Source organism: Bacillus sp. Pc3 (assembly GCF_000815145.1).
Taxonomy (GTDB): domain Bacteria; phylum Bacillota; class Bacilli; order Bacillales; family Bacillaceae; genus Bacillus; species Bacillus velezensis.
The window spans coordinates 3,422,490-3,445,640 of sequence record NZ_CP010406.1; the positions used below are offsets into that span (position 1 = coordinate 3,422,490).

23 protein-coding genes are annotated in these 23,151 nt (G+C 46.4%); 19 read left to right on the forward strand and 4 right to left on the reverse strand.

All coding sequences use genetic code 11. From position 1 onward, the window contains the following. Positions 1 to 6 precede the first annotated feature (6 nt). The 5 genes from SB24_RS16475 to SB24_RS16495 all read left to right on the forward strand — a co-directional run bounded on the left by SB24_RS16475 (position 7) and on the right by SB24_RS16495 (position 5,232). Positions 7 to 1,275, forward strand: coding sequence for a peptidase U32 family protein (locus tag SB24_RS16475; RefSeq protein ID WP_003152759.1), 1,269 nt, complete (start codon positions 7 to 9; stop codon positions 1,273 to 1,275). Positions 1,276 to 1,281: 6 nt separating this feature from the next. After that, a complete protein-coding gene (gene udk, locus SB24_RS16480) occupies positions 1,282 to 1,917 on the forward strand; it encodes a uridine kinase (protein WP_003152763.1) in 636 nt (211 codons plus the stop codon). Between the two features lie 253 nt (positions 1,918 to 2,170). Then, on the forward strand, positions 2,171 to 2,644 hold the full coding sequence (greA, locus tag SB24_RS16485; RefSeq protein WP_003152766.1) for a transcription elongation factor GreA: 474 nt from the start codon (positions 2,171 to 2,173) through the stop codon (positions 2,642 to 2,644). A gap of 53 nt (positions 2,645 to 2,697) precedes the next feature. After that, entirely contained in the window at positions 2,698 to 4,452 is a 1,755-nt protein-coding gene (locus SB24_RS16490; RefSeq protein WP_015240280.1) for a peptidoglycan D,D-transpeptidase FtsI family protein, read from the forward strand. Between the two features lie 63 nt (positions 4,453 to 4,515). Continuing rightward, positions 4,516 to 5,232, forward strand: coding sequence for a YrrS family protein (locus SB24_RS16495; protein WP_015240279.1), 717 nt, complete (start codon positions 4,516 to 4,518; stop codon positions 5,230 to 5,232). A 39-nt stretch (positions 5,233 to 5,271) separates the two neighbouring features. Here SB24_RS16495 and SB24_RS16500 read toward each other — a convergent pair whose 3' ends face one another. Beyond that, positions 5,272 to 5,475 (reverse strand): YrzA family protein, encoded by a 204-nt coding sequence (locus SB24_RS16500; protein WP_003152771.1) that lies wholly within the window; start codon positions 5,473 to 5,475, stop codon positions 5,272 to 5,274. 183 nt (positions 5,476 to 5,658) lie between these two features. Here SB24_RS16500 and SB24_RS16505 point away from each other — a divergent pair, with 183 nt between their 5' ends. The 5 genes from SB24_RS16505 (at position 5,659) to SB24_RS16525 (ending at position 9,445) form a co-directional block, all read left to right on the forward strand. Next, positions 5,659 to 6,300: a class I SAM-dependent methyltransferase gene (locus tag SB24_RS16505; RefSeq protein ID WP_012118064.1), complete on the forward strand. Its 642-nt coding sequence runs from the start codon at positions 5,659 to 5,661 to the stop codon at positions 6,298 to 6,300. A gap of 20 nt (positions 6,301 to 6,320) precedes the next feature. Then, positions 6,321 to 7,016 (forward strand): 5'-methylthioadenosine/S-adenosylhomocysteine nucleosidase, encoded by a 696-nt coding sequence (mtnN, locus tag SB24_RS16510; protein WP_003152774.1) that lies wholly within the window; start codon positions 6,321 to 6,323, stop codon positions 7,014 to 7,016. 47 nt (positions 7,017 to 7,063) lie between these two features. Further along, on the forward strand, positions 7,064 to 7,987 hold the full coding sequence (locus SB24_RS16515) for an O-acetylserine dependent cystathionine beta-synthase (RefSeq protein ID WP_007408220.1): 924 nt from the start codon (positions 7,064 to 7,066) through the stop codon (positions 7,985 to 7,987). 1 nt (position 7,988) lies between these two features. Continuing rightward, positions 7,989 to 9,131 carry a bifunctional cystathionine gamma-lyase/homocysteine desulfhydrase gene (locus SB24_RS16520; protein ID WP_033574165.1) on the forward strand — a complete coding sequence of 381 codons (1,143 nt, stop codon included), beginning with the start codon at positions 7,989 to 7,991 and terminating at the stop codon, positions 9,129 to 9,131. An 83-nt stretch (positions 9,132 to 9,214) separates the two neighbouring features. After that, on the forward strand, positions 9,215 to 9,445 hold the full coding sequence (locus SB24_RS16525) for a YrhC family protein (protein ID WP_012118061.1): 231 nt from the start codon (positions 9,215 to 9,217) through the stop codon (positions 9,443 to 9,445). Between the two features lie 39 nt (positions 9,446 to 9,484). Here the strand turns inward: SB24_RS16525 and SB24_RS16530 are convergent, their stop codons facing one another. Together SB24_RS16530 and fdhF are read right to left on the reverse strand one after the other, a co-directional pair. Then, positions 9,485 to 9,976, reverse strand: coding sequence for a helical membrane plugin domain-containing protein (locus SB24_RS16530; protein ID WP_003152780.1), 492 nt, complete (start codon positions 9,974 to 9,976; stop codon positions 9,485 to 9,487). 17 nt (positions 9,977 to 9,993) lie between these two features. After that, positions 9,994 to 12,936, reverse strand: coding sequence for a formate dehydrogenase subunit alpha (gene fdhF / locus SB24_RS16535; RefSeq protein ID WP_087920802.1), 2,943 nt, complete (start codon positions 12,934 to 12,936; stop codon positions 9,994 to 9,996). Between the two features lie 305 nt (positions 12,937 to 13,241). Here fdhF and SB24_RS16540 point away from each other — a divergent pair, with 305 nt between their 5' ends. The 7 genes from SB24_RS16540 (at position 13,242) to SB24_RS16560 (ending at position 20,212) form a co-directional block, all read left to right on the forward strand. After that, a complete protein-coding gene (locus SB24_RS16540) occupies positions 13,242 to 13,610 on the forward strand; it encodes a Na-translocating system protein MpsC family protein (protein WP_007408224.1) in 369 nt (122 codons plus the stop codon). A gap of 266 nt (positions 13,611 to 13,876) precedes the next feature. Continuing rightward, complete coding sequence (locus tag SB24_RS16545; RefSeq protein WP_007408225.1) at positions 13,877 to 14,677, forward strand: formate/nitrite transporter family protein; 801 nt, start codon at positions 13,877 to 13,879, stop codon at positions 14,675 to 14,677. 389 nt (positions 14,678 to 15,066) lie between these two features. Further along, positions 15,067 to 15,207 (forward strand): YrzI family small protein, encoded by a 141-nt coding sequence (locus tag SB24_RS19760; protein WP_003152787.1) that lies wholly within the window; start codon positions 15,067 to 15,069, stop codon positions 15,205 to 15,207. A gap of 172 nt (positions 15,208 to 15,379) precedes the next feature. Beyond that, entirely contained in the window at positions 15,380 to 15,535 is a 156-nt protein-coding gene (locus SB24_RS20255; RefSeq protein WP_007408227.1) for a hypothetical protein, read from the forward strand. Between the two features lie 172 nt (positions 15,536 to 15,707). Then, the gene (locus tag SB24_RS16550) at positions 15,708 to 16,247 is read left to right on the forward strand and encodes a class I SAM-dependent methyltransferase (protein ID WP_039254391.1); all 540 of its coding nucleotides are present in this window, start codon (positions 15,708 to 15,710) and stop codon (positions 16,245 to 16,247) included. Between the two features lie 209 nt (positions 16,248 to 16,456). After that, complete coding sequence (locus tag SB24_RS16555) at positions 16,457 to 17,023, forward strand: TetR/AcrR family transcriptional regulator (protein ID WP_039254393.1); 567 nt, start codon at positions 16,457 to 16,459, stop codon at positions 17,021 to 17,023. A gap of 27 nt (positions 17,024 to 17,050) precedes the next feature. Continuing rightward, on the forward strand, positions 17,051 to 20,212 hold the full coding sequence (locus SB24_RS16560) for a bifunctional cytochrome P450/NADPH--P450 reductase (RefSeq protein WP_015417892.1): 3,162 nt from the start codon (positions 17,051 to 17,053) through the stop codon (positions 20,210 to 20,212). Between the two features lie 149 nt (positions 20,213 to 20,361). Here the strand turns inward: SB24_RS16560 and SB24_RS16565 are convergent, their stop codons facing one another. Then, complete coding sequence (locus tag SB24_RS16565; protein WP_015417891.1) at positions 20,362 to 21,570, reverse strand: MFS transporter; 1,209 nt, start codon at positions 21,568 to 21,570, stop codon at positions 20,362 to 20,364. 124 nt (positions 21,571 to 21,694) lie between these two features. Here SB24_RS16565 and SB24_RS16570 point away from each other — a divergent pair, with 124 nt between their 5' ends. Beyond that, entirely contained in the window at positions 21,695 to 22,579 is an 885-nt protein-coding gene (locus SB24_RS16570; protein WP_033574164.1) for a LysR family transcriptional regulator, read from the forward strand. 66 nt (positions 22,580 to 22,645) lie between these two features. Then, a complete protein-coding gene (gene ybaK / locus SB24_RS16575) occupies positions 22,646 to 23,128 on the forward strand; it encodes a Cys-tRNA(Pro) deacylase (RefSeq protein WP_033574163.1) in 483 nt (160 codons plus the stop codon). Positions 23,129 to 23,151: the final 23 nt, after the last annotated feature.

Below are 23,151 nucleotides of genomic sequence, written 5' to 3' on the forward strand. Positions count from 1 at the left end.
CAACGGATGACAGCCGTAAATCAAACCATTTCCAAAGTCGTAAACGGAAAACGCGTCATTACGAAAAAACCTGAACTCCTTGCTCCGGCAGGAAACCTTGAAAAATTAAAAATTGCCGTTCATTACGGAGCGGACGCGGTTTTTATCGGAGGACAGGAATACGGACTCCGCTCAAATGCGGATAACTTCTCAATAGAAGAAATTGCAGAGGGCGTAGAATTTGCCAAAAAATACGGGGCAAAAATATATGTGACAACAAACATTTTCGCCCATAATGAAAATATGGACGGTCTGGAAGAATACTTAAAAGCGTTGGGAGACGCAAAAGTTGCCGGAATTATCGTCGCTGATCCGCTGATTATTGAAACATGCCGGAGAGTGGCCCCGGACGTAGAAATTCACCTCAGCACACAGCAGTCCCTTTCCAACTGGAAAGCGGTGCAGTTCTGGAAAGAAGAAGGGCTTGACCGCGTGGTGCTTGCCCGTGAAACGAGCGGACTGGAAATTAAAGAAATGAAGGAAAAGGTGGATATTGAAATTGAAACCTTTATCCACGGCGCCATGTGTATCGCTTATTCAGGCCGATGCGTGCTGAGCAATCACATGACGGCCCGGGATTCCAACCGCGGCGGCTGCTGTCAGTCCTGCCGCTGGGATTATGACCTGTATCAGACAGACGGTGCAAACGCGGTCGCGCTCTATGACGAAGAAGACGCTCCGTTTGCGATGAGCCCGAAAGATTTAAAATTAATTGAATCCATTCCGCAAATGATCGAGATGGGCATCGACAGCCTGAAAATTGAAGGCCGGATGAAATCGATTCATTACGTTGCGACGGTTGTCAGCGTGTATCGCAAAGTCATCGACGCATACTGCGCTGATCCTGAAAACTTTGTCATTCAAAAAGAATGGCTGGATGAGCTGGACAAATGTGCAAACCGGGATACCGCGCCTGCTTTCTTTGAAGGCACGCCCGGGTATGAAGAGCAGATGTTCGGCGAACACGGAAAGAAAACAACATTTGATTTTGCCGGTCTCGTGCTCGCGTATAACGAGGAAACTCAAATGGTGACGCTCCAGCAGCGCAATTTCTTTAAACAAGGTGACGAAGTGGAATTTTTCGGTCCTGAAATCGACAATTTCACATTCACAATCGGCACTATTTGGGACGAAGACGGAAACGAGCTTGATGCTGCCCGCCATCCCCTGCAAATCGTTACATTTAAAGTAGACAAAAAGATTTATCCGAGCAACATGATGAGAAAGGGGAAGTAATCACCAATGGGTAAGAGTCCTGTAGTTATAGGCATCGCAGGAGGTTCCGGATCAGGAAAAACAAGCGTCACCCGTTCCATCTATGAACAGTTTAAAGGACACTCGATTTTAATGATCCAGCAAGACCTTTATTATAAAGACCAAAGCCATCTTCCGTTTGAAGAAAGGCTGAACACAAACTATGATCACCCGCTCGCATTTGATAATGACTATTTAATCGAGCATATTCAAGAGCTTTTGAATTACCGGCCGATAGAAAAGCCGATTTATGATTATAAACTGCATACGCGTTCTGAGGAAACCATTCCGGTTGAGCCGAAGGATGTCATTATTCTGGAAGGCATTCTCGTTCTCGAAGATAAAAGACTTCGCGACCTCATGGATATGAAACTTTATGTCGACACGGACGCGGATCTCCGTATCATCAGACGGATTATGAGAGATATTAACGAAAGAGGCCGTTCAATCGATTCTGTCATTGAGCAGTATGTGTCCGTCGTCAGACCGATGCACAATCAGTTTGTTGAACCGACGAAACGCTACGCGGACATCATTATTCCGGAAGGCGGGCAAAACCACGTCGCGATTGATCTGATGGTCACGAAGATTCAAACGATCCTTGAACAAAATGCAATTTTGTAATACCATAGCATAGACATAAATAACTCAGACCATATTATGTATAGGCTGGAAGGGAATGAGACAGTTCCCTTCTTTCCCTGTTTATAAACCGAAACATTTGCAGAAAACACACATTCAGTTTAAGATAAACAGTACCTATATGGGAGAGAAGAACGAGGACTGCCCTGTGTTCTCATTCTTGATTTTTTCGTTTATGCTCTCATACATAATCACACGTTATTGTTGAGGGACAACCACCAAGGAGTGAAGGAACATGGCACAAGAAAAAGTTTTTCCGATGACTCACGAAGGAAAACAAAAACTAGAACAAGAATTAGAGCAATTGAAAACGGTTAAACGTAAAGAAGTAGTAGAACGCATTAAAATCGCAAGAAGCTTCGGAGATCTGTCAGAGAACTCTGAGTATGATTCTGCAAAAGAAGAACAGGCATTTGTGGAAGGGCGCATCACGACGCTTGAAAACATGATCCGCAATGCGAAAATCATCGAGGACGACGGCGGTTCAAATGTAGTCGGTTTGGGAAAAACCGTATCATTCATCGAATTGCCGGACGGTGAAGAAGAATCTTACACGATTGTCGGAAGCGCTGAAGCTGATCCGTTTGAAGGGAAAATTTCAAACGACTCGCCAATCGCCAAAAGCCTGCTTGGCAGAAAAGTGGACGAAGAAGTGACAGTTCAGACGCCGGGCGGAGAAATGCTCGTGAAAATTGTGAAAATTTCATAAGATCCGTTTAACAATGAAACACCTCGTCCAAAATGTGGATGAGGTGTTTTTTTATGATCGTATCAAAAAGGCTGAAAGCGGCCGTGATTTGTTTTCTGCTCGTGTTTTTCTTTCTGCTTGCGAGGCTGGCTGAAATTCAGCTGTTTTTCACAGAATCTTTTTCAAAATCCAATATTAATCTGATTCAGGAAAGCGTCAAGCAGCGGACGGAAGAAGTCCTTATTTCAGACGGACGCGGCTCTTTTCTTGATCGGAACGGCAAAGAACTGACCGGAAAAAAGCAGCCTGCCGTCATACTGTTTCCCTTTCTCGTGACGCAGGATTGGCCGGTTGACCGGGTATCAGACATTCTCGGAATGAAACAGGGGGAGCTCAGGCAGCTGCTCACGGAAGCGAAAAAACCGGTGGTCCTGAACAGCAGAAAAATAAAACATTTGACGAAACAATCCGTGTCAAATATCAATTCTTTGAAATATCCCGGCATTTACGGCGTATATATGAAAGACAGCAAGGAAACAAACATAGCCGCTCATCTGTTGGGCGCGACAAACCAGGACCCTGAGCTTTTGAAAAAGAAATACCCCGGCAGGAAGGAACTGCCGATCACGGCAAAGATCGGGACAAGCGGGATGGAGCGGACGTTTGATGAGTTTTTACTGGCGGATCAGGACACAAAACTTTTGTATCATGTCGACGGAAGGGGAAACCCTTTATTCGGAATGGACGTCAAATATACGGCTGAAGCAAACGCGTTTTATCCGCTGCAAGTCAAAACCTCCATCGACCGCAATATTCAAAAAGCAATGGAAGATGTATTGAAAGACCGCGGGTTAAAAAAGGGGGGAGCCGTCCTTTTAGACATTGAAAAAAGCAGTGTGCTCGGAATGGTATCAAAGCCTGACGCCGACATGTCAAAGCAGCAGACACTGCAAAATTACATGCTGACGCCGATTTATCCGGGATCAGTGTTTAAAACGGTGATCGCCGCAGCCGCAATAGAACAAAACGAAGTGAAGCCGGGCACATCCTTTAACTGCAATCTCAACCTGTACGGAGAGCCGGGGGATGACAAAGGCACGCTCAGTTTTGGAGAAAGCTTTGCCCAAAGCTGCAATTATACGTTTACAAGCCTTGCGGAAAAATTGATCAAAAAAGATGATTCCGTTATTGAAAACATGGCGGAAAAACTCGGTCTCACCCAGCGGGCGGGGTGGGAAGGCAAGCTGTACCGGGAAGACGGATTCAGGCAGCTGTATAATGAAAAAAGCGGGGTCATTTGGGGAGATGACAAAGACAAAACCGTAAAAAAAGCCGTCGCACAGACGGCGATCGGGCAAAAAAACGTGAAAGTCACGCCTCTTGAAGTCGCCAATATGATGGCGGCGATCGCGCGCGGCGGTGAAAAAAAACAAGTCAAAATCGCGGACAAAATTGAATACAAAAACAAAACGACAATGGCGTCATTCAAAGATCAGCCGTTAAAAGGGGAAAACATCGACAAATATACGGCGCAGCAGCTTCAAAAAATTCTCAGAGAAGTCGTCACCTCACCGAAAGGAACCGGCCGAAGGTTTCAGGACCTGCCGTATGAGATAGCAGGCAAATCGGGAACGGCCCAGACGGGAATGTTCACAAAAGAAAAACAGACGCTTTACCACAAATGGTTTGCGGGATACTTTCCCGCGGACAAGCCGAAATACGCTCTCGTGGTGCTGCACATGGACACGCCGGGGGATAAGGCTCTGACAAATACAGTGTTTTATGATATTGTTAAAAAGGTACATGAAAATGAAATAAATCAGACATAGAACAACCGCTCAGCCCATGTTAAAATATATGCTGAGCAAGAGGGATAAAGGAGTGCAGAATGATTGAGCAATAAACAATCTCGTTTTGAAAACCGTGATAAGCGCAGAAAAGCAAATATGGTGCTTAACATTTTAATTGCTATCGTATCTATTCTTATTGTCGTCGTTGCCGTCAGCCTCTTCATTAACAGTCCGTCGAGCGACGTGAGCGAAAAAGCGGACACGAGCCAGAAGCAGGAAACACCTGCATCAGGCAAGACGAAGCAGACATCCGATGAAGACATAAAAGACAGCAAAAAAGATACGGCATCAGACGATGACAAAAAAGATAAACAGGATAAGGACACATCTGATTCATCTTCAGACTCTGACAGCAAAAAAGAAGATGATTCATCGAAAAGTGATGACAGCAGCAAAAAAGACTCTGATTCAAGCGATCCTTTTAAAGGCGCAAAAATAACAGAGGGCGGCTCATCAAGCGATGTCGAGAAAACAATTGTTAACCCAAAATGGAAAGCGGTCGGCACAAAGCAGACGGGAGAACATACGGCGACGTATGACTCAAGCTCTGAAGACTGGTCCGAAATGCTTGACGCCATCTCTTACGCAACAGGCGTGTCAAAAGATCATATGACAGTGCTGTGGCTCGGAAACAATGGAAGCCCGCAAGATGCGAAGGGGAAAGTTTTAGACAAAACGAACGGCAAAAAGTATCAGGTCACCATCACTTGGAAAGACAAAAAAGGCTGGAAGCCGACAAAAGTAGAAACCTTAAAATAACCGCAAAAAAGCAGCTGATTATTCAGCTGCTTTTTTCTGTCATACGTCAGCTGAAAAATGCACCGACGCGCTGTAAAGGATTCTGCCGTCAACGGCCGTCACCTGATGGGATACGGAACGGACGCGAAGCATAATCGCCTGGTTGTTTTCAATCTGAACGTTTATTTTCTTTTCAAGCTCCTGCAAAGATGCCGCTTCGAAAAATTCTACTTTATCTTTGATTAAATCCAATTGAAAATTCATCAGTACAGATCCTCCTGATTTTTCTTCTGAGTCAATGAAAGTATAAGCCTTTCTGCCGTAATTGCGCAATAATCCCAAAGTATTTTAGTACCCTTCCATTCTTTTTTGTGATAGGATAGGAACTGTTCCACGATTAATCCATACTATACTCATAGGAATTATAAATTATGGAGAGTGAAAAATATGGGCCGTGAATTTATTCCTTTATTTGAAGATTGGGCAGCGACTTATGATGCCACAGTGCACGGGGCTGACAAACAATATGCCGCTGTTTTTAAAGGATATGACAACATTCTTGACAGCATTGTCGCACTTTCAGGTTCAAACGTTTTAGAGTTCGGACCGGGAACGGGGAATTTAACGGCGAAATTAGCCGCTGCGAACAAAAAGGTGTTTGGTGTAGAACCGTCTCCGTCAATGAGAAAACTGGCGGCTGACAAGCTTTCTGACAAAGCCGTATTCAGTGACGGAGATTTTCTGGAGTTTCCCGCTCCGCCTTTTCAAATAGATACCATCGTCAGCTCGTACGCCTTTCATCATTTAACCGATGAAGAAAAGCGAACGGCTGTAAAGCAGTATGGCGCAATCCTTCAGAAGCATGATAAAATAGTGTTTGCCGATACCGTCTTTAAAGATCATGAAGCTTATGATGAAGCCATTAAAAAAGCAATCCGAAACGGCTATCATCAATTAGCGGATGATTTAAAGACGGAACATTATCCGACACTCGGGACAATGAAAAACATCTTTTCAGAAGAGGGATTTGCCGCGCGGTTTACGCAGCAAAATGACTTTGTCTGGATAATGGAGGCGATTAAACGGTAAATCGAAGGGATTGTGTATAAATGAAACTGGCAGTCATCGGAGCAATGGAAGAGGAAGTTACGATTTTAAGAAGCAAACTGAAAGACGCAAAACAAGAGATGATCGCTCACTGTGAGTTTACAACTGGCAGCTATGAAGGCGTTGAAGTCATCTTGCTGAAATCGGGTATCGGGAAAGTCAACGCGGCGATCAGCACGACGCTTCTGCTTGACCGTTTCAAACCTGATTATGTGATTAACACAGGCTCAGCGGGCGGTTTTCATCATACATTGAATGTAGGCGACGTCGTCATCTCAACAGATGTCCGCCATCATGACGTGGATGTGACGGCGTTTGACTATGAATACGGACAGGTGCCGGGTCTTCCGGCAGCATACAAAGCTGATGAAAAGCTTATCAGCATTACTGAGGAAGCGGTTTCTGAACTGAACGGCATTCAAGTCGCCAAAGGCACAATCGCAACGGGAGATTCTTTTATGAATGATCCGAAGCGGGTTGAAGACGTACGCGCCAAATTTGCGGATTTGTACGCGGTTGAAATGGAAGCTGCGGCTGTCGCACAGGTGTGCCACCAGTTCAAAACGCCTTTTGTTGTCATCAGAGCTTTATCTGATATTGCCGGAAAAGAATCTGACGTTTCATTTGATAAATTTTTAGAACAGGCTGCCGTTCATTCAACTGAGCTTGTCCTGAATGTCATCAAACGAATTCACTAAGCGGGGGATTCTCGTTCTCCTCCGCTTTTCCAGGAGGAGGACATATATTGAACGTGATAACAGATATTACAGAACTGATCGGAAATACACCGCTGCTCCGTCTCAAGCATTTTGATCTACCGGAGGGAACAGCGGTTTATGCTAAGCTTGAGATGATGAATCCGGGCGGAAGTATTAAAGACAGGCTGGGCGGGATGCTCATTGAAGATGCGCTTCGCACGGGAAAGGTGAAACCGGGCGGCGTTATCATTGAGGCGACTGCCGGAAACACCGGGATCGGACTCGCTCTGTGCGCCAGAAAGCATCAGCTTCGCGCCGTTTTTTGCGTCCCGGAGCATTTCAGCAGAGAAAAGCAGCAAATTATGAAAGCTCTCGGAGCGGACATCGTGCATACGCCGAGAGAAGAAGGCATGCAGGGAGCCATCCGAAAAGCGCTTGAACTGGAGAGAGAGATTAATAATTCTTATGCCGTTCTGCAATTTAAAAACCGAGTAAATCCATTGACTTACTACAAAACGATCGGACCTGAAATATGGAACGCGCTCGGCGGGGATATCCACGCTTTTGTCGCAGGAGCGGGTTCCGGCGGCACCTTTGCCGGTACGGCAGCTTATTTAAAGGAGAAAAATCCTGCTGTCAAAACGGTGATCGTTGAACCGGAAGGCTCGATCCTGAATGGCGGAGAGCCGCATGCCCATAAAACGGAAGGCATCGGCATGGAGTTTATCCCGGATTATATGGACGAGAACCATTTTGACGCCATTTACACGGTGGAAGACGATACGGCGTTTTCGCTAGTCAGAGAAGCGGCCGAGAAAGAAGGCCTCTTAATCGGAAGCTCTTCAGGGGCGGCTCTTTATGCAGCGCTTGAAGAAGCGAAAAAAGCGCCCGCCGGATCAAATATCGTCACCATTTTCCCTGACGGCAGCGATCGATATATAAGCAAAAACATTTTTCAAGGAGGTCAGTAAGATGAAGAAAAAAACGCTGATGGTGCACGGAGGAATTACGGGAGATGAAAAAACAGGAGCGGTTTCCGTACCGATTTATCAAGTAAGCACGTACCGGCAGCCGAAAGCGGGCGAGCACACGGGTTATGAATACTCAAGAACGGCCAATCCGACGCGGACGGCGCTTGAAAGCTTAATTGCGGAGCTTGAAGGCGGCGCGGCGGGATATGCGTTAGGCTCAGGCATGGCTGCGATTACTGCCGTCATGATGCTGTTTGAAAGCGGCGATCATGTTATTTTGACGGATGACGTATACGGCGGAACTTACCGGGTGATGACAGGCGTGCTGAACCGCTTCGGCATTGAAGCGGACTTTGTCGATACGAGCAGTGAAGAAAAAGTCAAAAAGGCCATTCGCCCGAATACGAAAGCCATTTATATCGAAACACCGACAAACCCGCTATTGAAAGTGACTGACCTCAAACTGATGTCTGACATCGCAAAAGAAGCGGGTGTATTGCTTATCGTCGATAATACGTTTTACACGCCGTATTTCCAGCAGCCGCTCAGCTTCGGCGCGGACATCGTGCTTCACAGCGCGACAAAATATCTCGGCGGCCACAGCGATGTCGTCGGCGGCTTAGTCGTCACGGCTGATAAAGAACTGGGCGAAAAGCTTCATTATGTGCAAAACTCAACGGGCGGCGTTTTAGGACCGCAGGATTCATGGCTTTTGATGAGAGGCATTAAAACGCTGGGACTCAGAATGGATGCCATCAATCACAGCGCCGGAAAAATCGCCGAGCTGCTTGAAGCGCATGATGCCGTTCAGACGCTCTACTATCCCGGATCAGCGAAACACCCGGGCCATGAGCTGACAAAAGCACAAAGCTCCGGTTTCGGCGGAATGATTTCCTTTGATGTCGGCAGCAGCGAACGCGTCGACGCGTTTTTAGAAAAATTGAACCTGTTTACGATCGCGGAAAGTTTAGGAGCGGTTGAAAGCTTAATCTCCGTGCCGTCCAGAATGACGCACGCATCGATCCCGCGCGACCGCCGGCTTGCGCTTGGCATTACCGACGGGCTCGTGCGGATCTCGGTCGGTATTGAGGATACTGAGGATTTAACGGCGGATGTGAAACAGGCGCTTGATTCACTTTTATAAAGAATGGATAGATTTACATTCTCTGTCGGCTGTCAGCTTGTATTATAATGTTGGTAGACTATAAAACTGGCAGGTGACCTTATATGGAGAAGAAAAGACTGAAATCATTAATAGAAGATTTTAAGCATTACGCATTTATTCTGCTTGCAGTCAGCACCTTCATTTATATCGGCGCGGTTCTTCCCGGACAAGGGCTGACCGCTGGCCAGAAAATGCTGATGTTTGTAACGGATTGTGTATTTTTAGCGGGCGCTTATTTCTGCGTTGACCGTTCACTTATTTATAAAAAGAGGCTGGAAGAGGCCGATGAATAAAAAAAAGCCATTGTCTTTTGACAATGGCTTTTTCGTTTCTTATTCAGACGGGGTTTCGCGTAATTCTTTTCCCATTCCTTTTAAAAACTGCAGCCCGAAGCCGAGCGCCCGGTTAATATCAGGATCACCGACGGCTTTCATCAGTTCAAACATACTGACTTTCCTGTCCTCTTTTAAAAATCTTTGCGCCTGATCCGTCCCGGCCATGGCGCTTTCTAAAAGTCTGCCCATAAATTCGGGATCAGCTTTTGACAGCGCGCCTCCCGCGGCCATCATCGTATTCAGGAGATTGGTGACAGGTTCCCGGGAAATCTGTCCGAGTGCGATTTTGGCAATCTCCTCTTTTGCCTGGAGCATATAGCCGGCGGCATCAAAAATGCCCAAGCCATTCAGCTCTGCCATGATGGACATCGTTTTCGCGACGGCTTCTTCATTTTCTGCGAGAAGCGTCTTCAGTTCTTCCAGTTTTTCAGCTTTCAGCTGTTCCTCTGTTTTCGTTTCTTTTTGAATTTCAGTAATTGGGCTTGCCATAATGTTTCCTCCTTTCCTTAATCAGTTAAGTGCACATAGCCCGGACGGTTCCATTTTCGCTGAGCTTCCACACCGTTTTGCGGATGACGTTTTTTGTTCCGCGGATTCGTTTTCGGAAGCGGCGGAGTATCACAGGAACCAAGCACTTCCATGCGGACTTTTGTCTGCTTATAGGCAGGTGTATGTGTCCGTGAATCATACGCAGGCCCGGTCAGGAAATTAATCGCAGAATCTTTATCTGTAGAGTTCATCGGCAGATAAAGCTCATTTGCGCGGACTCGGTCTGTCACAAGCGCGTTCAATTTAACCGCCCCAAAAGGAGAGACGAGCCGGATCATTGTCCCGTCGCAAATTCCGCGTTCAGCCGCGAGCTCCGGCGATACTTCAACAAATACATCCGGAACTTTAGACTGAATGCCTTTTGACTTGTTTGTCATGTTTCCTTCGTGGAAATGTTCAAGCATCCGTCCATTGTTAATATGCAGGTCATATTCTTCAGGGAATACAGCAGGCTCCACCCAATCGCTCAGCGCAAAACGGGCTTTTTTGTCCGGGAAGTTAAAGCCGTCTTCATAAAGAAGCGGAGTGCTTTCTCCCGTAAAGCTTCCCCATAGGAAGCTGTTCCAGCCGCTAAGAACGTCGTAGCTTGCTTTTCCGAACAGCGGAGAAAGGCTCGCCATTTCTGAGAAAATGTCGCTAGGATGCGTGTAATTCCAATCAGCGCCTAAACGATTGGCGACTTCCTGAATAATCCACCAGTCGGGTTTTGCATCGCCGAGTGTCGGAAGCGCCTGATACAACCTTTGCACACGCCGCTCTGTGTTTGTAAATGTTCCGTCTTTTTCAAGAGATGGAACCGCAGGCAGGATGACATCCGCGTATTGCGCCGTTCTTGAAAGGAAAATATCCTGCACAACAAAGAAATCAAGGCTGGATAAAATGTCATGAACATGGTTGGCGTTTGAATCAACGAGCGCCATATCTTCACCGACGAGATACATGGCTTTCATGTTTCCTTCTTCAATCGCATGGAGCATTTCGATATTATCAAGACCCGGCTTGCCGTCAATTTCAACACCGTAAGCTTTTTCGAATTTAGCGCGTGCCGCATCATCGGTAATATGCTGATACCCCGGAAGCCAGCCTGGAAGAGTTCCCATATCGCAAGCGCCTTGAACGTTGTTATGTCCCCGCAGCGGATAGGCTCCGGCGCCCGGACGGCGGTAGTTTCCTGTGGCAAGCAGCAGGTTGGAAATCGCCGCTGATGTATCAGAGCCGCCTGTATTTTGAGTAACGCCCATGCCCCAAAGAACACAAGTGCCGTCTGCATCACGAATCATTTCGGCAATGCGGATGATCGTATCCTGAGAAAGTCCGGTGATGCGCTCCGCATATTCCAATGTGTATTTTTCCAGCGTTTCTTTATAATCATCAAAGTAGTTGACATTTTCATCAATAAACGCTTGATCGTGCCAGCCTTGGTCAATCATATATTTCGTTACTGCCATGAGCCAGACCTGGTCAGTCCCTTGTTTCGGGCTGATAAAGAGGTCGGACCGTTCAGCCATTTCATTTCTGCGCAGATCGGCAACAATCAGTTTTTGGCCGTGCAGTTTATGGGCGCGTTTCACGCGTGTGGCCAGAACCGGATGTCCTTCCGCCGGATTGGCGCCGACGATGAGCACGAGGCCCGCTTTTGCGATATCTTTAATTGTGCCGGCGTCTCCGCCCATACCGACGGTGCGGAATAAGCCGTCCGTTGCCGGTGACTGGCAGTAGCGTGAGCAGTTATCCACGTTGTTGGTTTCAAATACTTGACGTGCCAATTTTTGAATGACGTAGTTGTCTTCATTCGTAATTTTAGAAGAAGAAATAAAACCGACAGAACCATTTCCGTGTTCGGCCTTGATCGAACCGAGTCTTGAAGCGACAAGATCAAGAGCTTCTTCCCATGACGATTCAACAAATGCGCCGTTTTTCCGGATGAGCGGTTTTGTAATCCGTTCTTCCGAATTCACGAAGTCCCAGCCGAATTTCCCTTTCACACATGTGGAAATCGCGTTAACCGGAGCATCGGAAACAGGCTGAATTTTAAGGATGTCACGTCCTTTTGTCCATACTTCAAAAGAGCATCCGACGCCGCAGAACGTGCAGACTGTTTTTGTTTTTTTCGTCCGTTTATCGCGCATAGCCGCTTCCACTTCAGACACGGCGAAGATGCTTGTATAGTCGGGTTCAACATTTTTCACTAAATCAATCATCGGTTCCATGACATCTTCTTTTATTCCTGTCATAAATCCGGCTTGGCCGAGCATTGATTTTTCCATCAGGGCGTTACAAGGACAGACAGTGACACACTGGCCGCAGCTGACGCAGGAAGATTCATTAATGGCGACGCCTTCATCCCAAATGACCCGCGGGCGGTCGCGCTCCCAATCAATTGAAAGGGTCTCATTCACCTGAAGGTTTTGACACACTTCCACACATTGGCCGCAGGCGATGCATTGGTTCGGATCATAGCGGTAAAACGGGTGAGACATATCAACCGCGCACTTTGAATCATCTTTCGGCGTATACGGATATTTCTGATGTTCAATTCCCATCATTTCCGCTGTATTATGGAGTGTGCAGTTGCCGTTGTTGTTATCGCATACCGTACAGTAAAGCAGGTGATTCTCGAGCAGGCGGTCCATGGCCTCTGTCTGAGCCTCTTTTACCCTTCCCGACGTAAGCGAGATGGACATCCCGTTTTCTGCAGCCGTGGAACAAGAGCGCTGCAATTTCCCGTTTACTTCAACAATACAGGTGTCACATGTTTGAATCGGATCCACTTCCGGTACATGGCATATTTGCGGAATCTCAATTCCGTTTTGGTTTAAAATATCTAAAATCTTAGACCCCTCTGGTGCTTCATACTCCGTGCCGTCAATTTTGACACGGATAGACTGAACGTCTGTCACTTCCAATTCCCCTCCATCTTTTAAACTCGAAAAAAGCCATGCACATAGATACCGGCCTCCTGTCCGGAGAACGGTATAAATACGCATGGCGGAATAGTTCACTAGCAAGTCTTACTAACAGACCAATCCTATTTGTATAAAACGATAGACTCATAACACGTTTCCTATTACAAATCCATCTTCACTGCTTTTATTATAAGGTGATATTTATTATAATACAATACGAAAGGAAAACTTTAACCAAGTGAAATGTCACAAAGGGGAACCGGGAATGTCTTTCATAGGCTAAAATCGGAGGGGACAATATGTCTAAAAAAATTCATGAATTTAACGATATTATCCGGAAATTGCGCAAAGAATTATTTGGAAAGGGGCCTGAACGAATTCACACCGTTTTTGTGGATAACATGGCGGTATCTACACTTTACGGCAATCTAAGCGCAAGTGAGCAGTTTATCGCACGCACGCCTGAAGGAAGAGAAATGGTTCATGCGGCGCGAACCAGCTTAATTCAGGAGCTGTATTCAAAACAAACGCCTGACGGAATGGAAGAGCTCATCGGAGCAAAGCTTGTGCATCTGTTTTCAGATATTAAAATAGAGGAAAATATTGCTGTATCGGTGTTTGTCTTTGACCGCTCAATTGAAGAGCATAAAGAAGAAATCAAAAGCTGACAATATTCAATTGACACGAAATTGTCACATTTGATATGATATGAACTGCCAGCAGTGGCCTAAGGACGATTTTTTATGGAATGTGTGCATGATCTGTACATATTCTATACCGCATATTTTCATTCTGCTTGATATTGTTGTATGGGTATGCATACAAGTTAGGCAGCATTCAAACCCCGTTTTTTCAGACGGGTTAGTTGAATGCTGCCTTTTTTGTTAGGCGTCTTTGGAAACTGCGGGCTGAAATGATAAATGGAGGGGTTATTATGGCTTTTCGTAAACCGGACGAAATAGCGGAGCTTGCGGTCGAATCAGGGGTAAAAAAGGTGCATTCACCGCTTTCAGCACTGATTGTATTAGGATTTTTGGGAGGAGCGTTTATCGCACTCGGTTATTTGCTTGATATCCGTGTCATCGGCGACCTTCCGAAAGAATGGGGAAGCCTGTCGAGTTTAATCGGGGCGTCCGTGTTTCCCATCGGATTGGTGCTCGTCGTTCTTGCCGGCGCGGAGCTGATTACGGGAAATATGATGTCGGTATCCATGGCGCTGTTTTCCAGAAGAATATCCGCCGGTGCATTAGTGAAAAATTGGGTGATCGTGACGTTGATGAATCTTGTCGGCGCACTGTTTGTCGCTTACTTTTTCGGACATGTTGTCGGATTAACCGAAACAGGACCTTACTTGGAAAAAACAATTGCGGTCGCACAAGGCAAATTGGATATGCCGTTTGGAAAAGTCATTGTTTCGGCGATCGGCTGTAACTGGCTTGTCTGTTTGGCCGTCTGGCTTTCTTTCGGCGCAGAAGACGGAGCCGGAAAAATCGCGGGTATATGGTTTCCGATTATGGCGTTTGTCGCAATTGGTTTTCAGCACGTTGTAGCCAATATGTTTATCATCCCGGCTGCGATATTTGCAGGTTCTTTTTCGTGGGGTGATCTGATTGGCAATCTCATTCCGGCCTTTATCGGGAATGTCATCGGCGGGGCAGTGTTTGTCGGCCTTATTTATTTTATTGCATATTCAAAAAAAGATCAGAAAAAGCAAGGGATGAAAAGAGTTTCCTGAGGTAAGAAAGATGCCGGAAAACACGGACAATTGAAGCGGAATGCCAGCACATTTTCCGTCCAAATCTTGAAAAAAATGTTTACAAAATGGAAGTTGATGGATATACTTACAAAGTAAGAAAAAAGCAAAGGGAGGTTGAATCACATGACGACGTTAAACGGCAATCAAAATCTACAATTGAACCGATTCAGCCTGTGGAAGAGTTCGTGTCCTTCCTTAACCTCTGCCCGTCAAGCACGTTAATTTCGGAGTATCAGGACATTCGCAGCTCCCCGCAGGGAAAGAAGCACAGTCTTCTTTTGTCTGCGGATTTAGTCTGCCCGCAGCGCATATGAACTTTGCTGCGGGTTATTTTCGCTTGTGCGGATATTGAAAGGGGGTGAGCGATAATGACCATTAATCTTTTCTTTTTAACACTGACCATTTCAAAGCGTTTTAAAAGTGCGGAAGAGTATGAACGAGAACAGCAGGTCGAAGAGTTTTATAATGAAGCGAAAGAACGCCAGCTGAAACATTTTTATATGAACTAACGGACACGAAGGGCCAAAACGGAGGAGAAGGAGGAGATCATCATGTTCAGAATTGAACTGCTGAATCATTACACAATGGAGAAGGACCAGGTTTAGCGAGGATGTTGCTGTCACGTCGCAGACGGCCTGCATACCATGGTAAAGAAAGAAAAATTGGTAAGCGGGTGATAGCATGCAAGGCGGTCAGAACAGAATTCCATCCATCGGGCACGGGTATGCGTCAATGCCCCATTCATTTAAACACGGCTACGGCAACCCGTATCGCCGGCAGAGAATGGCGGCGCTTTCCCGGCAGACAAGATATATAGCACCGTATTATTGGTACTAGAGCAGGCGGAAAACCTACGTTTTCCGTCTTTTTTTTATGAAAACAAATATAAATTTCAAATAAATCGAAACGTTCATGAAGAGAAGTGCGTCTAGTTAGTACCTCGTACTAATACGAGGTAATATTATTTCTGAATAATAAATCACAGGAATGGAAAAGCGGGTGTTATACAATGTTGCAACATACATCTTCAGCATTAAAACGAATGCGCGCGAAATACTTTGCTGCATCAGAACCGGCAGAGTCAGTCATTCAGCAAATCTTGATGGACATACAGGAATACGACCGCATTTTGGAGATCGGGACCGGAAACGGCTCAATGTTTAAACAAATCATCGGACAGCTTGAAAAGGGCAGTCTTAAAAGCATAGAAACATCGAAACGTAAAATACGGAAAACACAGCGCGCAAACCGTTCGGTTATAAAAGCCGGGCTCGGAAACATTCAGCAGGGGAGGCCGGAAAGCATACCGTTCCGCGACCGCAGTTTTCATAAAGTCTTCTCGTTACATACTGCTGAAACAGTCAGCGATTACCACACGGCATGTAAAGAAGTGTACCGCGTTCTTCAAATTGACGGGTGTTTCTATATGGTTTTGAAACCTTCGCGGATGAGTGAAAAGGATGTGATTGAGGTGCTCTATGATCAGCATTTCAGAGACATTTCAGTTGTCAGCAGAGATTCATTCCATTTTATTACTGCCATTAAATAGAATATTTCTTGGGAAATAAAAAGAGCTGCTTAAGTCACTGCAGCTCTTTCTGTGAAATTGGGCATATTTCCTTATTTTTGGTTATTTCACATATATTTTATATTAAAAAAAGTTTTTTTCTTATACAATGGTAATCAGATGACCGTACATTTTAAATATTTTGAACAAACGGAATGAATATTCATTCCGCATTTAGAAAGGGGGATGAAATGACAGCTTCAAATAAGGTTGAACTCATTATGAAAGCGTCGCTTACTTTGTTTACAGATAGAGGATTTGACGCCACGACGATTCCGATGATTGCCGCTCAGGCCGATGTCGGAACCGGCACAATTTACCGTTACTTTGACAGTAAAGAGACACTTGTGAACGTACTGTATCAGGAAAGTGCGCAGCGTTTTATGAAAAAAGTCAAAACGGACTTTCAGGGGATATCTGTAAGAGAAGGGTTTCATCACCTGTTTTATTGTCTGATTGATTTTACGAAGGAATGTGAGTATGCATTGTTTTTTCTTGAAACGAATAAGGACGCCTACTTTCTGAATGAAACGAGCCGTAAGCTTCTTGATGAAATAACACAGATGCTTGACGTCTTTTTTCAGCGCGGCAAGTCTGAAGGCGTGCTCCGCAATCTGCCGTCCAATGTGCTGATGGCGCTGCTGCTCGGGGCATATCTCAAACTCTATCAGCTTGTCCGGACGGGAAGCGTCGAAATAACAAAACCGTTTCTGAAAGAATTGGAACAATGTTCTTGGGATGCCATCAGAACTCATTAATTATTCGCCGAAGGAAGGAAGATCGATATGAAACAGCTAAGCGCTATACCGCAGCCGAAAACATACGGGCCTCTGAAAAATCTCCCTCACTTGGAAAAAGAAAAACTGTCACAATCGCTCTGGAAAATTGCCGAAGAATACGGCCCGATCTTTCGTTTTGAATTTCCGAGCTCTGTCGGGGTCTTCGTATCAGGCCGCGAGCTCGCGGCAGAAGTCTGTGATGAAAAGCGATTTGACAAAAATCTCAGCAAAGCCCTGCTGAAGGTCCGTGAGTTTGGCGGTGACGGACTATTTACGAGCTGGACTCACGAAAAGAATTGGCAGAAAGCGCATCGGATTTTATTGCCGAGCTTCAGCCAGAAGGCGATGAAAGGCTATCATTCAATGATGCTGGATATTGCCATGCAGCTCGTGCAGAAGTGGAGCAGATTAAATCCGAATGAAGAAATTGACGTTGCCGAAGATATGACGCGCCTGACGCTGGATACAATCGGCCTGTGCGGATTTCATTACCGCTTTAACAGCTTTTACCGCGACACACAGCATCCTTTTATCACAAGTATGCTTCGTGCGCTGCAGGAGGCAATGCGCCAATCACAAAGACACAGCCTGCAGGACAAGCTGATGATCAAAACGAGACATCAGTTCCAGCAGGATATTGAAGAGATGAATTCGCTTGTAGACCGGATCATCGCTGAGCGGAGGGAAAATCCGGATGAGAATCTGTCTGACCTTTTAGCATTGATGCTTGAAGCGAAAGACCCTGTAACAGGGGAAAGGCTGGATGATGAAAATATCCGTTATCAAATCATTACCTTTTTGATCGCTGGGCATGAAACCACAAGCGGGCTGCTTTCTTTTGCGATATACTGCCTGCTGAAAAATAAAGATAAATTGAAAAAAGCCGTTCAGGAAGCCGAGCGGGTGCTGACGGGAGAGACCCCTGAATATAAGCAGATTCAGCAGCTGACATATATCCGCATGGTGCTAAACGAGACTTTGCGGCTGTATCCGACTGCCCCGGCATTTTCTCTGTACGCGAAAGAAGATACGGTTCTCGGCGGGAAATATCCGATTGCGAAGGGACAGCCGGTGACGATTCTGACTCCGCAGCTGCACCGGGATAAAAGCGCGTGGGGAGAAGATGCCGAGTTATTCCGTCCGGAAAGGTTCAGCGATCCCGCGGCAATTCCGGCTGATGCGTATAAGCCGTTCGGAAACGGACAGCGCGCATGCATCGGGATGCAGTTTGCCCTGCAGGAAGCGACAATGGTGCTCGGCCTTGTCCTGAAACACTTTGAACTGATTGATCATACTGATTATGAGCTTACGATTAAAGAAGCTCTAACCATTAAGCCCGGTGATTTTAAAATCCGTGTGAAAAACAAGGACGTGTCCAATCATCAGCCCGTACAAAACCATAAAGCTGAAGGCAGCGGTCACAAAGAAGAAACGAAAGAAATCCCGTCCCACGGAACGCCGCTTCTCATTCTTTACGGATCAAATTTAGGAACTGCGGAAGGAATCGCGGAAGAGCTGGCTGATATCGGAAGAAGCAAAGGATTTTCAACTGAAACCGGCCCGCTCGATGATTATGCCGGGAAACTGCCTGTAAAAGGCGCGGTCGTTATTGTTACGGCTTCTTATAACGGGGCGCCGCCTGATAATGCGGCGGGTTTTGTGAAATGGATGGAAACCCTTGAAGATCAGGAATTAAAGGGTGTTTCTTACGCCGTCTTCGGCTGCGGAGACCGCAACTGGGCCGCCACTTACCAAAGGATCCCCCGCCTGATAGACAAAGTGCTTGAAGAAAAAGGGGCAAAACGGCTGACCTCTATCGGGGAGGGCGACAATGCCGATGATTTTGAGTACAGTCAGGAAGTCTGGGAAGACTCATTCTGGAAGGACATCATGAAGGCTTTTCATATAGAGGCCGCTCCAAAACAGACAAACAAATCACAGCTATCAATCGAATACGTAAGTGAAGCAGCCGAGACGCCGATTGCCAAAACGTACAAAGCATTTGAGGCAGAGGTCATCACGAACAAAGAGCTTCATACCGAAAGCAGCAAGCGCTCAGTCCGGCATATTGAGCTGCGTCTCCCTGAAACAGAAACGTATCAGGAAGGAGATCATCTCGGGGTGCTTCCGCAAAACAGCGGGGAACTGATCAGCCGTGTCATTCGCCGATTCGGTCTTGATCCGAACCAGCACTTTAAGATCAAGGGCCGGCAGCTGCCTCATCTGCCGATGGACCGGCCGGTTAATGCGCCGGAGCTTTTGGCGTCCTATGTAGAGCTGCAGGAGCCGGCAACGAGAGCCCAGCTTCGCGAACTTGCCGCACATACCGTGTGCCCGCCGCACCAAAAAGAATTGGAGCATCTTTATTCTGATGATGCGGCATATAAAGAAAACGTGCTGAAAAAACGAATGACCATGCTGGACCTGCTTGAAGATTATCCTGCATGTGAACTGCCGTTTGAGCGCTTTTTAGAACTTCTGCCGTCCTTAAAGGCGCGCTATTATTCAATCTCAAGCTCACCGAAGGCAGCCAGCGGGGAGCTCAGTATCACAGTCGGCGTTGTGACGGCTCCGGCATGGAGCGGCCGTGGGGAATACCGGGGCGTGGCTTCGAACTATTTAGCCGGATTACAAAAAGGCGATTCTGCCGTCTGTTTCATCCGCTCGCCGCAGTCGGGTTTCGCATTGCCTGAAAATCCGAAAACGCCTCTCATTATGGTCGGAGCAGGCACAGGAATTGCGCCGTTCAGGGGATTTATCCAGGCGCGGGCTGCCGAAAAAATGTCCGGTAACAGCCTGGGCGAAGCTCATTTATACTTCGGCTGCAGGCATCCTGAAGAAGACGATCTGTACAAAGATGAATTCGACCATGCGGAGAAAAACGGCCTTGTCACCGTGCATCGGGCGTATTCCAGGTTAAATCAGGACTGTAAAGTATATGTACAGGATGTTCTGCTTCGCGAGGCTGCACAAATTATTGCCCTTCTTGACCAAGGCGGCCATCTCTATATATGCGGTGACGGAAGCAAAATGGCTCCGGCTGTCGAAAATGTACTGCTTCAGGCGTATGAAAAGGTGCATAACACTGATTCAAAAGTTTCCTTGGAGTGGCTTGAACAGCTGCAGGCGGAAGGAAGATATGCGAAAGATGTTTGGGCAGGTATGTAACAGAAGAGTGAGACAACTGAAGAATGTTTTTTAATTGAAGAAAGCCGGCACGATATTTGAAATCTACTGAATCAAAAGGAATAGTTATAGGGAGTATCGTGCCGGCCTTATCTTTAGTATCGGACAAAAGGCACAAATCTTTAATGTTTTTATTGATTTACATGCAGGCGGCTATGTCCCTTTTTTCTGAATTCCGCCAGAAATAAAACCGGATAAGACAGCAATAGCAAAACCGAAATAAATGAAATGATACCGATCCAATGAAAATGCGTCCAAAAGAAACCGCCGCAAGACCCTGCCACGCTTGAACCGATATAGTATGCAAGCAGATATAATGAAGAGGCTTGCGCACGATGATCACCGGCTGCGCGGCCGACCCAGGCGCTTGCGATCGAATGCGCGCCGAAAAAGCCGAAGGTAAAGACGGCAATCCCCGCGATTTTAAGCGCAAGCTGGGGCAAAAGTGTCACCGCTGCGCCGGCAAGCATAACAAAAATCGCAATCTTAATCATTTTCGCGCTTCCGAAAAGATCTGCTTTTTTCCCCATATAGACCGAGCTGAACGTTCCCGCGAGATAGACAATAAAAATAAAACCGATCACAGTCTGCGACAAATGATAAGGAGCCGCCATTAAATGAAAGCCGATATAATTATATAATGTCACAAAACTCCCCATTAATATAAATCCCAGAGATATTAACAAAAGCAGCCGTTTGCGGTGCAGGACCGCTCCGTATTCCTTACATGCCGATTTTACGCCCGCATGCCGCTGAGATGAATGGCGCGGAGCCGGAAGAAAACGCCAAAACAAATAGCTTAATACAATAGAAAGAATGCCGATGATGGCAAGCGCCGGCCGCCAGCCGAATACATCGGTCAGAAGCCCCGTTAACAGCCTGCCGCTCATTCCCCCGATGCTTGTGCCGCTGATATACAAGCCCATCATTTTTCCGAGGCCCTTCGGATCAAACTCCTCGCCTACATATGTCATAGCGACAGCCGGAACGCCTGCCAGGAAAATACCGAGCAGCGCTCTCATCGCCAAAAGCGCGGGAAAAGCCGGACTGAACGCTGTTAATAGACCTAAAACAGAAGTAGCTGTTAACGACAGCACCATTAATTTTTTTCTGCCGAATCCGTCAGACAACGAAGCGGCGGCCAATAATGAAAATGCCAAAACGGCTGTTGAGATGGATAAAGTTAAGCTGGCAGCCGCAGCGGAAATATGAAACTCTTCCGAAAACAAAGGCATAAGCGGCTGTGTCGTGTAAAGCGTGGCGAAGGTCACAAAGCCGCTGATAAACAGAGCCAAGCTGGCCTTTCTGTAAGCCTTTGTATGAGGCTGAATAAACGTCATGAATGTCCCTCTTTTCTCACTGTTGGTTATATATGTATCGTACGCTTTTCATTTCAATGTGTCTAATTTATAATAACTATAGAATTAATGCGTGTAGGTTATGAAGGAAGGGGAGAAGGAGAAAATGGAGCTTCATCAAATTGACAACTTCATTGCGGCGGCAACTCATCAGCATTTCACAAATGCGGCAAAAGAAAGAATGATTTCTCAGCCGGCATTAAGCCGATCGATTATCAGGCTCGAAGAAGAATTAGGCGCGCCGTTATTTTACAGAGAGACAAAAGCCGTCCGGCTGACAAGGCACGGAGAGCAGTTCTTAATAAAAGCAAAACAAGCGAGACGAGCTTTAAATGAAGGCGTTGAACAAGTGAAAAAGAATATGAGCCTGGAGCACGGCGAAATATCTGTATCTTTTCTTCATACGCTCGGGCTGCGCTTAATGCCTCAGCTGATTGCCGAATTTAAAAAGCTATACCCAAACGTGACCTTCCGGCTTTATCAAGGCGCAAATGAAACGCTTCGCAAAATGGTGGAAAGGGGAGATGCGGATATCTGTCTCAGCTCCCCGCCGCTTCCCAGCGAGCTTTTACAATGGACAGTGCTGGAGAAAGAGCCTCTATATGCGGTGCTACCTGAGAACCACCCGCTTGCAGGAAATAAAAGCATTCAAATGAAAGAGATGCAGGACGAGGATTTTGTGGGTTTTAAACCGGGATACGGGCTGAGGTATATGTTTGATCTGATGTGCCGGGATTTGAATATACACCCGCATCTCGCATTTGAAGGAGAGGAAGTGTCAACCATATTAGGACTGACCGCCGCGGGTCTGGGGGCTGCAGTGCTGCCGAAAACCGCGGAGCATTCATACTTTCCGGTCGTTTTTCTACCGGTTGCAGATTACCAATGCGAACGCACCATAGCGTTAGCCCAGCTGAAAAACCATGCTCTCTCTCCCGCTGCTGAGCGTTTTAAACAGTTTGCACTTGAGTATTACAAAGCACGCAACTGAGCGGTCATTTTATTAAAATCGAAGTTGAAAATAAAGCAGAAAGAAATACAAAAACGGAGGAAAACCATGGCGAAAAAAACAGTGAAAACAAATGCTGTCCGTATCATTGAGCAGCAAAACATTCCCTATGAGCTATTAGGTTACAAAACAGAAGGGGGACAGCCCGCAGACGGTCTTTCCGTTTCACAAAAAATCGGATACGCTGCCGAATATGTTTATAAAACCTTAGTGGCATCTGCAGGAACTGATCGTTATTACGTCTTTGTCGTTCCCGTTGCAAAAGAACTGAATCTGAAAAAAGCTGCGAAGGCGGCAGGTGAGAAGAAAATAGAAATGATTGCCATGAAGGACCTTTTGGGAGTAACCGGCTATATGCGCGGCGGCTGCTCTCCGATCGGCATGAAAAAAAGGTTTCCGACTTTTATTGATAGATCCGCTGAAACACTGGAGTTTATGATTGTCAGTGCGGGGAAAATCGGAATGCAGCTGAAAGCAGCGCCTCAAGATTTGGCCAAAGCAAGCGGGGCGGTATTTACAGACATTGTATAAATGTCCGATGAATCTAATGGAAC